The 13,986-nt window shown below is 68.5% G+C and carries 12 protein-coding genes; 9 read left to right on the plus strand and 3 right to left on the minus strand.

All coding sequences use genetic code 11. The annotated features are described in order from the left end of the window. The first annotated feature begins 247 nt into the window (after positions 1-247). The 6 genes from ACV22V_RS11820 (at position 248) to ACV22V_RS11845 (ending at position 7,367) form a co-directional block, all read left to right on the plus strand. Positions 248-826, plus strand: a complete 579-nt coding sequence (locus ACV22V_RS11820) for a pseudouridine synthase (protein WP_059527744.1) — start codon at positions 248-250, stop codon at positions 824-826. A gap of 281 nt (positions 827-1,107) precedes the next feature. Beyond that, the gene (locus ACV22V_RS11825) at positions 1,108-1,326 is read left to right on the plus strand and encodes a hypothetical protein (protein WP_072444916.1); all 219 of its coding nucleotides are present in this window, start codon (positions 1,108-1,110) and stop codon (positions 1,324-1,326) included. 160 nt (positions 1,327-1,486) lie between these two features. Next, positions 1,487-1,987, plus strand: a complete 501-nt coding sequence (locus ACV22V_RS11830) for a DUF192 domain-containing protein (protein ID WP_059465624.1) — start codon at positions 1,487-1,489, stop codon at positions 1,985-1,987. A 225-nt stretch (positions 1,988-2,212) separates the two neighbouring features. Next, positions 2,213-4,324: an elongation factor G gene (gene fusA / locus ACV22V_RS11835; protein ID WP_448013949.1), complete on the plus strand. Its 2,112-nt coding sequence runs from the start codon at positions 2,213-2,215 to the stop codon at positions 4,322-4,324. 185 nt (positions 4,325-4,509) lie between these two features. Beyond that, positions 4,510-5,520 (plus strand): HoxN/HupN/NixA family nickel/cobalt transporter, encoded by a 1,011-nt coding sequence (locus tag ACV22V_RS11840; RefSeq protein ID WP_448013951.1) that lies wholly within the window; start codon positions 4,510-4,512, stop codon positions 5,518-5,520. A gap of 290 nt (positions 5,521-5,810) precedes the next feature. After that, complete coding sequence (locus ACV22V_RS11845; protein ID WP_448013953.1) at positions 5,811-7,367, plus strand: hypothetical protein; 1,557 nt, start codon at positions 5,811-5,813, stop codon at positions 7,365-7,367. A gap of 26 nt (positions 7,368-7,393) precedes the next feature. On the opposite strand, the gene ACV22V_RS11850 is transcribed toward ACV22V_RS11845, so the two are convergent. After that, a complete protein-coding gene (locus ACV22V_RS11850; RefSeq protein WP_448013954.1) occupies positions 7,394-8,239 on the minus strand; it encodes an aldo/keto reductase in 846 nt (281 codons plus the stop codon). A 168-nt stretch (positions 8,240-8,407) separates the two neighbouring features. Between ACV22V_RS11850 and ACV22V_RS11855 the strand changes: the two genes are divergently transcribed. Beyond that, positions 8,408-9,154: a GntR family transcriptional regulator gene (locus ACV22V_RS11855; RefSeq protein ID WP_059528318.1), complete on the plus strand. Its 747-nt coding sequence runs from the start codon at positions 8,408-8,410 to the stop codon at positions 9,152-9,154. Between the two features lie 21 nt (positions 9,155-9,175). On the opposite strand, the gene ACV22V_RS11860 is transcribed toward ACV22V_RS11855, so the two are convergent. Beyond that, complete coding sequence (locus ACV22V_RS11860; protein ID WP_448013956.1) at positions 9,176-10,567, minus strand: CoA transferase; 1,392 nt, start codon at positions 10,565-10,567, stop codon at positions 9,176-9,178. 139 nt (positions 10,568-10,706) lie between these two features. Here ACV22V_RS11860 and ACV22V_RS11865 point away from each other — a divergent pair, with 139 nt between their 5' ends. After that, positions 10,707-11,939, plus strand: a complete 1,233-nt coding sequence (locus ACV22V_RS11865) for a citrate/2-methylcitrate synthase (protein ID WP_448013958.1) — start codon at positions 10,707-10,709, stop codon at positions 11,937-11,939. Here the strand turns inward: ACV22V_RS11865 and ACV22V_RS11870 are convergent. Then, on the minus strand, positions 11,912-12,238 hold the full coding sequence (locus tag ACV22V_RS11870) for a DUF2917 domain-containing protein (protein ID WP_448013960.1): 327 nt from the start codon (positions 12,236-12,238) through the stop codon (positions 11,912-11,914). The two genes, ACV22V_RS11865 and ACV22V_RS11870, sit on opposite strands and share 28 nt — an antisense overlap. A gap of 201 nt (positions 12,239-12,439) precedes the next feature. On the opposite strand from ACV22V_RS11870, the gene mdtD reads away from it, so the two are divergent. After that, on the plus strand, positions 12,440-13,879 hold the full coding sequence (gene mdtD, locus ACV22V_RS11875; protein ID WP_059527770.1) for a multidrug transporter subunit MdtD: 1,440 nt from the start codon (positions 12,440-12,442) through the stop codon (positions 13,877-13,879). Positions 13,880-13,986: the final 107 nt, after the last annotated feature.

Here is a 13,986-nt window from a genome sequence, read left to right on the forward strand (position 1 = left end):
AGGTGATGCTGGTCGAAACTGCGCGCGCGGCGAGGTGGCCCTGCCACCCTCGTGACGGCAACAGCGAGCGCTATTCTAGCGCCCCAACCGGGGCCGGCGGCACGAAGCGCGACGCTGCGTATCAAGTCTTCCCTTATGTCTTATATAAGACAGAGGACTTGCCGTTCCGTATTATGCATTAAGATTCCGCCATTTGCCATAGACCGCCCGTCCCGCTTCCCGCGGCACGTCGGGCGGGCGCCTCGACATGACCCTGATCGCCCTCAACAAGCCGTTCGGCACGATTTGCCAGTTTTCCGCGCACGAGACGCGGCCGTCGCTCGGCGACTGGGTGAAAGCACCCGGCGTCTACCCGGCCGGCCGGCTCGACGCGGACAGCGAGGGCCTGCTGCTGCTCACCGACGACGGCGCGCTGCAGGCGCGCATCGCCGAGCCGCGCCACAAGCTCGTCAAGCGCTACTGGGCGCAGGTCGACGGCGCGCCGGGCCCGGCCGACCTGAAGGCGCTCGCGCGCGGCGTCGATCTCGGCGACTACGTGACGCGCCCGTGCCGCGCCGAATTCATCGAACCGCCCGACACGCTGTGGCCGCGCAATCCGCCGATCCGCTATCGCGCCGCGATCCCGACCACGTGGATCGAACTCGCGATCACCGAAGGCAAGAATCGGCAGGTGCGGCGCATGACCGCCGCGATCGGTTTCCCGACGTTGCGTCTCGTGCGCGTCGGCATTGGCGCGCTCGACATATTCGCGCTCGGCATTGCACCGGGCGAAACAATCGCGCTGCCGCCGCGCGCCCCGTGGGATGGTTTCGCACGCGCTGAATGACGCATTCCGGCCGCGCGAATTTTTCGTCATCTTTTTCGTCAACCGCCTGCGAAGATCGCGCGTTAAACCACGCAGATGCCAACCTTAGCTATCCGGCATTGGCAGCCGAATCCGTGTTTGCGTCACGAAAGCGACGTTTTCATCGAATACGATTCGGCGCCCGCAGCGCAATGAGAAATTTCTCGAAGCGTCTGTCAACCGAAAGGTGGATGGCACCGTTAGACGACATGACTCCTATTGCCGGGTCATTTGGTTAATTAACTAAAGCTGAGGAACACAACATGAACAAACTGATCGCTGCTCTGGTCGCTGGCCTCTTCGCAACGGCTGCTTTCGCACAAGCTTCGGCTCCGGCTGCTCCGGCTGCTGCTGCTCCGGCAGAAGCTGCTTCGGCACCGGCTAAGAAGGCAACGCACAAGAAGCACCACGCTGCCAAGAAGCACCACGCAGCCAAGAAGGCAGCTAGCGAAGCCGAAGCACCGGCAGCTGCTTCGAACTAAGTAAGCAAGCTGTAATAACGCAGTCAAGAACACGCAGTCTTGCCGTTCTTACGGCGTTGAAAGGCAGATCACCGCGAGGCGATCTGCCTTTTTCTTTTTTGTGCCCGCCGGCGCGCTTCGCGTACCATGCGGGTCTCGTTTTCCCGATAGGAGCCCTGCTGTGCGATTCTCCCTGCGCTCGTCGCTCGGCCGCCTTGCGCGCGCCGCCGTGTTTCCCGCCGCGCTCGCCGTCCTCGCGCTCGGCATGCAGACCGCCCACGCGCAGATGCCGCCCGGCGCCAAGCAGCCGAGCGAGTTCCCGCGCGCGAAGCTGCGCGCCGGCATGTACGTGATCGACGCGGCCGTCGCCGCGAACGACGCTGACCGCGAACAGGGGCTGATGTACCGGTCGCAGCTCGCGCCGAACGAAGGCATGCTGTTCGTGTTCAACGAGAACGCCGTGCACTGCTTCTGGATGAAGAACACGCTGATCCCGCTGTCGATCGCGTTCATTCGCGCGGACGGCACGATTACCGACATCGACGAGATGAAGGCCGAGACGACCGACAACCACTGCCCGCGCAACAACGGCGTCTATGCGCTCGAAATGAGCAAGGGCTGGTTCGCGGCGAAGGGCATCAAGCCGGGCATGAAGCTCGAAGGCCTGCCCAAGGCCCAGTAACGGCCATTGCCGCGGCGCCGCCGCACGTCGACCGAAGCCGGCCGCCCATTCTTGTGTTGGGCGCCGGTTTTTTTTCGCCGGCCGACGCCGACGCGCGCCTTGATTCGGCCAATGGTGCCCGCATCTGCAAAAGCCACGGACAAGCGCTATGCTTTAAATCTCGCTAGTTCCAGCCCGGGCCGGTGCAACCGGCCCGCTTACGATCCGAACCACCAGGAGGTTCACGTGCCCCGCAAAACCCCCATCGAGCGCTATCGCAATATCGGGATCAGTGCTCACATCGATGCCGGCAAGACCACGACGACCGAGCGCATCCTGTTTTACACCGGCGTGAGCCACAAGATCGGTGAAGTGCACGACGGCGCGGCCACGATGGACTGGATGGAGCAGGAGCAGGAACGCGGCATCACGATCACGTCGGCCGCGACCACGGCCTTCTGGAAGGGCATGGCCGGCAACTATCCGGAACACCGGATCAACATCATCGACACCCCCGGGCACGTCGACTTCACGATCGAGGTCGAGCGCTCGATGCGCGTGCTCGACGGTGCGTGCATGGTCTACGACTCGGTCGGCGGCGTGCAGCCGCAATCCGAGACCGTGTGGCGCCAGGCGAACAAGTACAAGGTGCCGCGCATCGCGTTCGTCAACAAAATGGACCGCATCGGCGCGGACTTCTTCCGCGTGCAGCGCCAGATCGGCGAGCGCCTGAAGGGCGTCGCCGTGCCGATCCAGATTCCGATCGGCGCGGAAGATCATTTCCAGGGCGTCGTCGATCTCGTGAAGATGAAGGCGATCGTCTGGGACGACGAAAGCCAGGGCGTGAAATTCACGTACGAGGACATCCCGGCGAATCTCGTCGAGCTCGCGCACGAATGGCGCGAGAAGATGGTCGAAGCCGCCGCGGAAGCCAGCGAGGAACTGCTCGAGAAGTACCTGCACGACCATGAATCGCTGACCGAGGACGAGATCAAGGCCGCGCTGCGCCAGCGCACGATCGCGAACGAGATCGTGCCGATGCTGTGCGGCAGCGCGTTCAAGAACAAGGGCGTGCAGGCGATGCTCGACGCGGTGATCGACTATCTGCCGTCGCCGGTCGACGTGCCCGCGATCCTCGGCCACGACTTCCACGATCCGGAGAAGCCGGCGGAACGTCATCCGAGCGACGACGAGCCGTTCTCGTCGCTCGCGTTCAAGATCATGACCGACCCGTTCGTCGGCCAGCTGATCTTCTTCCGCGTGTATTCGGGCGTCGTCGAATCGGGCGACACGGTCCTGAACGCGACGAAGGACAAGAAGGAGCGGCTCGGCCGGATCCTGCAGATGCACGCGAACGAGCGCAAGGAAATCAAGGAAGTGCGCGCGGGCGACATCGCGGCAGCGGTCGGCCTGAAGGAAGCGACGACGGGCGACACGCTGTGCGATCCGGCCAAGCCGATCATCCTCGAGAAGATGGAATTCCCGGAGCCGGTGATCTCGCAGGCGGTCGAGCCGAAGACGAAGGCCGACCAGGAAAAGATGGGCCTCGCGCTGAACCGTCTCGCGCAGGAAGATCCGTCGTTCCGCGTGCAGACCGACGAGGAATCCGGCCAGACGATCATCTCGGGGATGGGCGAGCTGCACCTCGAAATCCTGGTCGACCGGATGAAGCGCGAGTTCGGCGTCGAGGCGACGGTCGGCAAGCCGCAGGTCGCGTATCGCGAGACGGTGCGCACGACGGCGGCCGATGTCGAAGGCAAGTTCGTCAAGCAGTCGGGCGGGCGCGGCCAGTACGGGCATGCGGTGATCACGCTGGAGCCGAACCCCGGCAAGGGCTACGAGTTCCTCGACGAGATCAAGGGCGGCGTGATTCCGCGCGAATTCATCCCGGCCGTCGACAAGGGCATCATCGAAACGCTGAAGAGCGGCGTGCTCGCGGGCTACCCGGTCGTCGACGTGAAGGTGCACCTGACGTTCGGCTCGTACCACGACGTCGACTCGAACGAAAACGCGTTCCGGATGGCCGGCTCGATGGCATTCAAGGAAGCGATGCGCCGCGCGAAGCCGGTGCTGCTCGAGCCGATGATGGCGGTCGAGGTCGAAACGCCCGAGGACTTCATGGGCAACGTGATGGGCGACCTGTCGAGCCGGCGCGGCATCGTGCAGGGGATGGAGGACATCGCGGGCGGCGGCGGCAAGCTGGTGCGTGCCGAGGTGCCGCTTGCCGAGATGTTCGGCTATTCGACGTCGCTGCGCTCGGCGACGCAAGGTCGTGCGACGTACACGATGGAGTTCAAGCAGTACGCGGAAACGCCGGCGAACGTGTCGGAAGGCGTGATCAACGCGAAAGTGAAGTAAGCGCGGGGTGCGCGCCCTGCTGCGCGCAGACCTCAGGCCCGTCCGGTTCCGGACGGGCCTTTTTTTCATCCGTCCAACGCGGCACGGCTGGGTGGCCGACGCCCCGACGCCGTTTTTGATCGGCACGCCAGGCCATTTTTGCGCATGCCACAATGCATCGCGATTCGTCCGATGGAACCACCCCGATGCCGCCCACCCCTGCCCTGCGCCGACTGCTGATGCTGTATGCCGGCCTCATCGCCGCAAATGTCGCCGTCTGGCTGTGGGCGCTCGCGGTGCTGCACGACCATCCGCTGCTGCTGGGCACCGCCGCGATCGCGTACGGCCTCGGGCTGCGTCATGCGGTCGACGCCGATCACATCGCCGCGATCGACGTCGCGACGCGCAAGCTGATGCAGGACGGCCAGCGTCCGGTGACGGTCGGCCTGTTCTTCTCGCTCGGCCACTCGACGATCGTGGTCGTCGCGACGCTCGGCATCGCGCTGAGCGCGTTCGCGCTGCGCGACCGCTTCGACGCATTCCGCGAGATCGGCGGCACGATCGGCACGGCGGTGTCCGCGACCTTCCTGCTCGTGCTCGCGTGCATGAACCTGGCGATCCTGCGCGACGTGTGGCGGCGCTATCGCGGCGCACCGGACGCGGCTCACGGCGCCGCGCACACGCATCGCGCGAGCGGCATCGTATCGCGGCTGCTGCGCCCGCTGTTCCGGTTCGTGTCGAGAAGCTGGCACATGTATCCGGTCGGCGTGCTGTTCGGCCTCGGTTTCGATACTGCAACAGAAATCGCATTGCTCGCGATCGCGGCCACGCAGGCGAGCCACGCGCTGCCGATCCATTCGATCATGCTGTTTCCCGCGCTGTTCGCGGCCGGCATGACGCTGATCGACTCGACCGACAATGTGCTGATGATCCATGCGTACGGCTGGGCGATGGACGATCCGCGGCGCAAGCTGCTCTATAACGCGAGCATCACGCTGCTGTCGGCGGCCGTCGCACTGGCGGTCGGCGGGATCGAAGCCGCCGGCCTGCTCGCCGACAAGCTGTCGCTGACGGGCCCCGTACGCGATGTGCTCGACGCGCTTGGCGCGCGCTTCGGCGCGATCGGTTACGGCATCGTCGCGCTGTTTCTCGTCGCCTGGATCGCGTCGATCCTCTGCCACCGCTGGCCGCGCGCTGCCGACACGACGGCGCGATAGAACTAGTCAGACGTTTCATTTCGGAAACAAAAAGCTCACGACGGCGTATCACGCGCTGTCACGCGATACGTGCGCGCCTTGCGCCACGGACATGGCCGGCCGTTGGCACGAATCTCGCAGTTAGAGATTCGCACGGCGGGCCCGCGGGCCGATTCGTGTTCCCGGCTGGCCTCCGACGCCAGTCCGACACGCATCGGCCGCCGATACGACAATGCATCGTTGCTGGTCCCCTGCATCACACGTTGATGGTCGCGCGTGACGAGGCATCGCGCGCATCGGGGAGATCAATAATGAGCAGAACGAATCAATGGTCCCGCACGGCGGGACGGTGCTATCGCACGACCCTGCTGGCCGCAGCCGCGTTTGCGTGCTGCTGTTCCTACGCGATTGCTCAGGACTCGATGCCCGACGTCGCGTCCGACCCGACCACCAGCGCAGACCCCGTCATGATGCTCGCCGAGGACTCGGCGTCCTGCGCCGCCGGTCCGGCTGCTTGCGCGGTACACATATATGCCGGCCGCGGCGCTGTGGGCAGCGGTGCCGGAAGTACCTCTGGCGGTAGCAGTCCGGGGAACAGCGGGAATGGCGGAAGCGGCGCCGTCGGGCCTGCGGGCGTCGGTGGATCGATCGGGGCGACATCCGGTGGTACGAGCGGAACAGGTCGTAGCGGCGGTGCATCGGGCAACGGGGGTAAAGGCGGCGGGACCTCGGGTAACGGCACTTCGGGTGGTGGTACCTCGGGTGGTGGTACCTCGGGTGGTGGCTCCTCGGGTGGTGGCTCCTCGGGTGGCGGCTCCTCGGGTGGCGGCTCCTCGGGTGGTGGCTCCTCGGGCGGCGGCTCCTCGGGCGGCGGCTCCTCGGGCGGCGGCTCCTCGGGCGGCGGCTCCTCGGGCGGCGGCTCCTCGGGCGGTGGCTCCTCGGGCGGCGGCTCCTCGGGCGGCGGCTCCGCGGGCGGCGGCTCCTCGGGCGGCGGCTCCTCGGGCGGCGGCTCCTCGGGCGGCGGCTCCTCGGGCGGCGGCTCCTCGGGTGGGCATGGGGGCGGTGGTAACGGCGGCGGCAGCGGCGGTAGCGGCGGCGGCGGTGGTGGTCACGGTAATGGTGGCGGCAGCGGCGGCGGTACCGGCGGCGGCAACGGCGGTCACGGTAATGGTGGCGGCAGCGGCGGCGGCAACGGCGGTCACGGTAATGGTGGCGGCAGCGGCAACGGCGGCGGCAGCGGTGGCGGTACCGGCGGTGGCAACGGCGGTCACGGCAATGGTGGCGGTACCGGCGGTGGCAGCGGCGGTGGCAACGGTGGCGGCGGCAGCGGCGGTACCGGCGGTGGCAACGGCGGTCACGGCAATGGTGGCGGTACCGGCGGTGGCAGCGGCGGTGGCAACGGTGGTGGCGGCAGCGGCGGTACCGGCGGCAACGGCGGCAACGGCGGCAACGGCGGTCACGGTAATGGTGGCGGCAGCGGCAACGGTGGCGGCAGCGGCAGCGGCAACGGCAACGGCAACGGCGGCGGCAGCGGCAACGGCGGCGGCAGCGGCAACGGCGGCGGCAGCGGCAGCGGCAGCGGCAACGGCAACGGCGGCGGCAGCGGCAGCGGCAGCGGCAACGGCGGCGGCAGCGGCACCGGCGGCGGCAGCGGCACCGGCGGCGGCAGCGGCACCGGCGGCGGCAGCGGCACCGGCGGCGGCAGCGGCACCGGCGGCGGCAGCGGCAACGGTGGCCACGGCAACGGCGGCGGCAACGGTAATGGCAACGGGAGCGGCGGCGCCGGCAACGGCGGTGCCAACGGTGTCGGGAACGGCAATGGCGGCGCCGGCGGCAACGGCGGATCGGCCGGTGGCCATGGCCACTGATCGACGCATCGCCTGACCCGCTACGGTCAGAGCATTTCGAGCGCGCGCTTGCTGCGCGGCGGACGGAAATAGCCGTCGAGCTGCGCGCGCTCGTCATCGCTCAACACGAGATCGAGCGCCGCGCGATTGTCGCGGACATGTTCGATCCGCGATGCCTTCGGGATCGCGAATACACCCGGCCGCGCGAGCACCCAGGCAAGCGCGACGCGCATCACCGACACACCGCGTTGCCGCGCGATCTCGTCAAGCGGCGAACGCTTCGGCAGCCGCCCGTGATCGACCGGGCTGTATGCCATCGCCGGCATCCGATGCTTGGCAAGCCATGGCAGCAGATCGAATTCCGGGCCGCGCCGCGCGATGTTGTAGAGGATCTGGTTGGTCGCGCACGCGCCGCCGCCCGCCTCGTCGACGAGTTCCGCCATGTCGGCCGTATCGAAGTTGCTGACACCCCAATGGCGGATCTTGCCCGAGCGCCGCAGCGCCTCGAATCCTTCGACCGTCTCCTCGAGCGGCACCGAACCACGCCAGTGCAGCAGGTACAGGTCGAGACGGTCGGTACGCAAACGCTTGAGGCTCGCTTCGCACGCGGCGACGACGCCCCGCCGGCTCGCATGATGCGGATACACCTTGCTGACAAGGAACACGCCGTCGCGCAATCCGGTCAGCGCCTCCCCGACGAGCACCTCGGTCGCGCCGTCGCCGTACATCTCTGCGGTATCGACCAGCGTCATCCCGAGCGCGATACCTTCGCGCAATGCGGCGATCTCGTCCGCGCGACGCGCGGGCCGCTCGCCCATTTCCCATGTGCCCAGGCCGAGCTTCGGAATGGTCTCGCCGTCCGGCAGGACGACCGTGGCGATCGTGTCTGTCATGCGCTCCTCGCTGCGGATTGGTGGCCGCGCACCCGCGGCCGTAGCATCGAATACGACGCATCAGTGTAGTCAATCGGTGCGGCGTCCACCTGCTGCACGGCAAAAACCGGATATAACGGCGCCGCATGATGACTTAGAATGGCCGGCAATCTGATCGATACCCATTCCATGAAGGCACCCACGGACGACCGCTGGCAGGACCTGCGCCCCGACCCCGAGAACGATACGCCGCTCTACCTGCAGCTCGCCCGCAAGCTCGGCGACGCGATCCACGACAATCGCTGGGCGGCCGGCGAGGCGCTGCCGTCCGAACGCGTGCTGTCCGAAGCGCTCGGCGTGTCGCGCATCACCGCGCGCAAGGCGATCGCGCTGCTCGTCGAGCAGGGCTTGATCCGCCGCACGCAAGGCGCCGGCAACTTCATCCAGCCGCGCTACGAGGATCCGCTGTCGCGGCTGTCGAGCTTCAGCGAGATGCTCGAGCGCCGTGGCTTCAAGCCGAGCTCGCAGTGGCTCGAACGCGAGATTCAGCCGGCGAACCGCGACGAAGTCATCCAGCTCGGCCTGTCGCCGGCCGCGTCGGTTACACGGCTGAAACGTCTGCGCCTCGCCGACGGCATCGTGATGGCCGTCGAGAACTCGACGTTTCCCGCCACGCTGATTCCCGATCCGCAAGCGATCGGCGGGTCGCTGTACAGCTATCTCGAAGCACGCGGCACGCCGATCGTGCGCGCGCTGCAGCATTTCCGCGCGGTCAACGCGACCGACGAGATCGCGCAGCAGATGGGCATCGCGCCGCACGACGCGCTGCTGCTGATCACGCGAATCGGCTATACGGCCGACCAGCGCGCGATCGAGCTCACCGATACCTACTGCCGCAACGACTACTACGACTTCGTCGTCGAGCTGCGCAAGTAATGCGCGCGGCGCCGCCCGCGCTCATCGCCAGCGCGCTTCGTCCGTGCCGAGCGGCACGGGCGGCCGCGTGAATCGCGGCGGCGTCGCCGACAGGCGTTCGGCCGGACGCACGGCATCGATCACGCCGAACGGCGAAGCGGTCCGGTCGATCCGGTCGCGCACGTCGTCGAACGTGAAATCCGGTGCATGCAGGCCGTCCGGCACCGTGCCGAACGATTGCAGCCAGCGCCCCGTCTGCGCGAGCGACAGCCGCACGTGCCAGCTCCCGCCTTCCGTCGCACGGCGCGCGAGCGCGATCATCGCGCCGAACGCCGCGAGATAACCCGTCGCATGATCGAGCGCCTGGCACGGCAGATGGCGCGGGCCGTCCGCGTGCGCGGCATGCTGCTCGTGCCAGGCGATACCGCTCGCCGACTGCACGAGGCTGTCGAAGCCGCGCCGCATCGACCACGGCCCCGCATGCCCGTACGCGGATACCGACACGCACACGATGCCGGGCCGCAATTCCGCCAGCGCCTGCGGAGAGAACCCGCGCGCCGCGAGCGCGCCGGGGCGATAGGCCTGCAGGAATACATCGGCGTCGCGTGCGAGTTCGCGCAGCGTGGCAACGCCGGCCGCCTCGCGCAGGTCGATCCACGTCGAATGCTTGCCGCGCCCGTTGTCGATCACGAGCGATGCGATGTTCGGCAGGTGCGGACCGTTGACGAGCAGCGTCTGCGCACCGTGCGATGCCAGCGTGCGGCCCGCGACCGGCCCCGCGATGATGCGCGTGAGATCGAGCACGCGCACGCCCGCGAGCGGCTGGTCGGGCTCGCCGCGGCCGATCGCCTCGACGGGCGCGTCGCCGATCCGCTCGATCTCGAACAACGGCAGCGACGCGAGCGCGCGTGCCTGGTCGTGCGCCGCCCATTCGTCAGGGGTTCTGATCAATGCCGCGCACAGGCCGGCCTCGGCCAGCGCGGTATCGAGCGCCGCGCCGTCCCATGTGCGGATCGCGGCCGCAACGTCGTCACGCTGCGGGCCGCAGCCGAGCACGTCGAGAATCCCGTGCAGGTGATGCGGAAAGTTCGCATGCAGCTGGATCCAGCGTCCGTCGCGCGTGTCGTAGAAGCCCGTCACCGGATGGCGCGGCTCGGGCGGCAGGCCGTCGTCCACGCGCAAATAGCGTTCGCTGCGAAAGGCGACGAGCGCGTCGCGCATCGATACGTCGACGCGCTGCGCGATGCCCGTGCGCAGCCGGTGGCATTCCGCCGCCGCGAGCCCTGCTGCCGCGATCGTCGCCGCGGCGAGCGTGCCGACGTGAAACGTCGACGGCAGCGTCGGGTCCTGCCCCGTCACGGCCGCGCGGGCCAGCGCGCCGGGTTCGCCGTGCGCGAGTTGCCACAAGCGGGTCAATGCGAGTTCGGGTGTCATGGTGGAAGCGAACCGTTGAGGAGACGGATTCGAGTCTAGAATTCGCGACGGGCGCGATCAATCTTGATTGCGCGAATCAATGCATAACGAATAGTTGTAGCCGGGCCGCGCTTCATGCGCCCCGACAGGAGCGATCGGCATGACGTCCCTCAGCGCGCCGGAAGCCGCCGACATCCTCTGTGTCAGCGTGAGCACCCTTTACGCGTATGTGAGCCGCGGCCTGCTGCACTCGCTGCCCGACGGCGCGAGCAAGCGCCGCCGCTACGACGCGGACGAGGTGCGCCTGCTCGCACGCCGCCGCGCCGACGCGAAACGCGCGGGCGGCGTCGCCGAACGCTCGCTCGACTGGGGCGTGCCCGTGCTCGAATCGCGGATCACGCAGATCGCCGACGGCCGCCTGCACTATCGCGGCACCGATGCGATCGCACTCGCGAACGACGCGACGCTCGAGAAAACGGCCGCGCTGCTGTGGGATTGTCCGCCCGCGCGGCTTGGCGCGGCATCGCTCGCGTCGACCGGATTCGACACCGCGCAGTGGGACGACTGGGCTCGCCGCTGGGCACATCTCGCGCCGCTCGAGCGCACGCTGGTGTTGCTCCCCGCCGCGGCCGCGTCGCTGCCGCGCCTGTGGGCGCAGGGGCGCGACGCGCAGTTCGACGCGGCCACGCTGCTGCTGCGCGTGACGACGGCCGCGCTGGCCGGCATCGCGCCGGGCGACGCCCCCGTGCATCGGCAGCTCGCCGCGGCATGGCGGCTGCGGCGACGCGACGAAGCCGACCTGCTGCGCCGCGCGCTCGTGCTGTGCGCCGATCATGAACTGAACCCGTCGACCTTTGCGGTACGCTGCATCGCGTCGACCGGCACTCACCTGTTCGGTGCGATCGCGGGCGGGCTCGCGGCGCTGTCGGGCCCGCGCCACGGCGGCGAGACGTTCCGCGCGGGCGCGCTGCTCGACGAAGCGGCGCGCGCCGCCGACCTCGACCGCTACCTCGCGCTGCGCGTCGCGCACGACGAACGGGCGGACGGTGCGCGCACCGCGCTGTCCGGTTTCGCGCACCCGCTCTATCCCGACGGTGACCCGCGCGCCCGCGCGTTGCTCGATGCGCTGCACGCGATGCTGCCCGACCGGACGCCGCTGCGCATGGCCCGTGCGCTCGCCGCGCGTGTCGAGGCCGCGACCGGCCTGCGACCGTCGATCGATTTCGCGCTCGCGGTGCTGGAACGCACGCTCGCGCTGCCGGACGGCGCCGCGTTCACGCTGTTCGCGGCCGGCCGCACCGCGGGCTGGATCGCACACGCGCTCGAACAATATGCGGAGGGCAAGCTGATCCGGCCCCGCGCGCGCTACATCGGCAGCGACGCGGCTGCCTGACCACGGCCGCCGCGCCACGCGGCGGCGAACCGTCGCCACGCGATTGGCACGGCCTGCGGGGCCGGCGCCGCCTGCGGGCCGAACGCGAACACCGCGCCGCCCGCCGCCGCGCTGATCCATACGCGCATGCCGGGCAGCAGCGCCAGCGTCTCGCCGGCGCGCAGCCAGTGATCGTCGGGCCGGCCCTCGATCGTCACCCACAGATCGCCGTCCGCGACCTGCAGCGCGGTGCGATCGACGATCCGCCACCGCGCGGCCGGCTCGTTGCCGTCCATCTCGTAGAGTCGCAGTTCTCGCATGGCTGCCTCCGGGTCGCGTGGGTTCGATGACACCAGTATTTCGGACAGCGGCAACACACGGACAGATACGCCTGCGGACACTTTCGGCTGAACTGTACCGGCCGGTTCACGGACGGGCGTCCGGCGCACGCGTTGCCCATCCTGCGTATGACGGCGGCTTTGCCTACAATGGCGGCTGTCCCGCGCCCTCGGTCCGTCCCCATGTTCCAACGCCCGCCCGCCGCCGCTCCCGGCGAAAAGAACCTCACCGTGATGCTCTGGCTCGTTGCGACGGGCTTCTTCATGCAGACGCTCGATGCGACGATCGTCAACACGGCGCTGCCGTCGATGGCCGCGAGCCTCGGCGAATCGCCGTTGCGGATGCAGTCGGTCGTGATCGCATACTCGCTGACGATGGCGGTGATGATTCCCGTCTCGGGCTGGCTCGCCGACACGTTCGGCACGCGGCGCGTGTTCTTCAGCGCGATCCTGGTGTTCTCGCTCGGTTCGTTGCTGTGCGCGAACGCGCATACGCTGTCGCAGCTCGTCGTGTTCCGCGTCGTGCAGGGGGTGGGCGGTGCGATGCTGTTACCGGTCGGACGGCTCGCCGTGCTGCGCACGTTCCCGGCCGAACGCTACCTGGCCGCGCTGTCGTTCGTCGCGGTCCCCGGGCTGATCGGTCCGCTGATCGGGCCGACGCTCGGCGGCTGGCTCGTGAAGATCGCGTCGTGGCACTGGATCTTCCTGATCAACGTGCCGGTCGGCGTCGCCGGCTGCGTCGCGACCTTTTACTCGATGCCCGACGCGCGCAACCCGGCCGTCGGCCGCTTCGACCTGAAGGGCTATCTGCTGCTGACGATCGGGATGGTCGCGATCTCGCTGTCGCTCGACGGGCTCGCCGATCTCGGCATGCAGCACGCGGCCGTGCTCGTGCTGCTGATCCTGAGCCTCGCGTGCTTCGTCGCGTATGGGCTGTACGCGGTGCGCGCGCCGCAGCCGATCTTCTCGCTCGAACTGTTCAAGATCCACACGTTCAGCGTGGGCCTGCTCGGCAACCTGTTCGCGCGGATCGGCAGCGGCGCGATGCCGTACCTGATCCCGCTGCTGCTGCAGGTGAGCCTCGGCTATTCGGCATTCGAGGCCGGGCTGATGATGCTGCCGGTCGCGGCGGCCGGGATGTTCTCGAAGCGGATCATCACGCGGCTGATCACGCAGCACGGCTACCGCAAGGTACTGCTCGTGAACACGATCATGGTCGGCGTGATGATGGCGAGCTTCGCGCTGATGCGCGACACGGTGCCCGTGTGGGTGAAGGTCGTCCATCTCGCGCTGTTCGGCGGTTTCAACTCGATGCAGTTCACCGCGATGAACACGCTGACGCTGAAGGATCTCGGCACCGGCGGCGCGAGCAGCGGCAACAGCCTGTTCTCGCTCGTGCAGATGCTGTCGATGAGCCTCGGCGTCACGGTCGCGGGCGCGCTGCTCGCCACCTTCACCGGGATGCTGCGCACCGTGACGCCGAGCAACACGCTGCCGGCGTTCCACGCGACCTTCATCTGCGTCGGGATCATCACGGCCGCGTCCGCGTGGATCTTCGCGCAGCTCGCGCCCGAGATCCGCGCCCGCGCGCAGCACAAGACCGATCCGTCCGAGCGCGCGTGACGCACGACGCGCGCCGGGCCGGGAAACCCCACGACGGCGCGCCGCGCACCATGTCGGTGCAGCATGGCTGCGCCGCGCGGCGCCCGGCGACCGCGACGGTGCGTCCG

The organism is Burkholderia sp. AW33-5, from assembly GCF_053427615.1.

What these genes read in the sequence shown, in the direction of transcription:
- ACV22V_RS11820 (WP_059527744.1), top strand. Translation starts at nt 248, where the DNA reads ATGACCCTGATCGCCCTCAACAAGCCGTTCGGCACGATTTGCCAGTTT.
- ACV22V_RS11825 (WP_072444916.1), top strand. Translation starts at nt 1,108, where the DNA reads ATGAACAAACTGATCGCTGCTCTGGTCGCTGGCCTCTTCGCAACGGCT.
- ACV22V_RS11840 (WP_448013951.1), top strand. Translation starts at nt 4,510, where the DNA reads ATGCCGCCCACCCCTGCCCTGCGCCGACTGCTGATGCTGTATGCCGGC.
- ACV22V_RS11845 (WP_448013953.1), top strand. Translation starts at nt 5,811, where the DNA reads ATGAGCAGAACGAATCAATGGTCCCGCACGGCGGGACGGTGCTATCGC.
- ACV22V_RS11850 (WP_448013954.1), bottom strand. Translation starts at nt 8,239, where the DNA reads ATGACAGACACGATCGCCACGGTCGTCCTGCCGGACGGCGAGACCATT.
- ACV22V_RS11855 (WP_059528318.1), top strand. Translation starts at nt 8,408, where the DNA reads ATGAAGGCACCCACGGACGACCGCTGGCAGGACCTGCGCCCCGACCCC.
- ACV22V_RS11860 (WP_448013956.1), bottom strand. Translation starts at nt 10,567, where the DNA reads ATGACACCCGAACTCGCATTGACCCGCTTGTGGCAACTCGCGCACGGC.
- ACV22V_RS11865 (WP_448013958.1), top strand. Translation starts at nt 10,707, where the DNA reads ATGACGTCCCTCAGCGCGCCGGAAGCCGCCGACATCCTCTGTGTCAGC.
- ACV22V_RS11870 (WP_448013960.1), bottom strand. Translation starts at nt 12,238, where the DNA reads ATGCGAGAACTGCGACTCTACGAGATGGACGGCAACGAGCCGGCCGCG.
- mdtD (WP_059527770.1), top strand. Translation starts at nt 12,440, where the DNA reads ATGTTCCAACGCCCGCCCGCCGCCGCTCCCGGCGAAAAGAACCTCACC.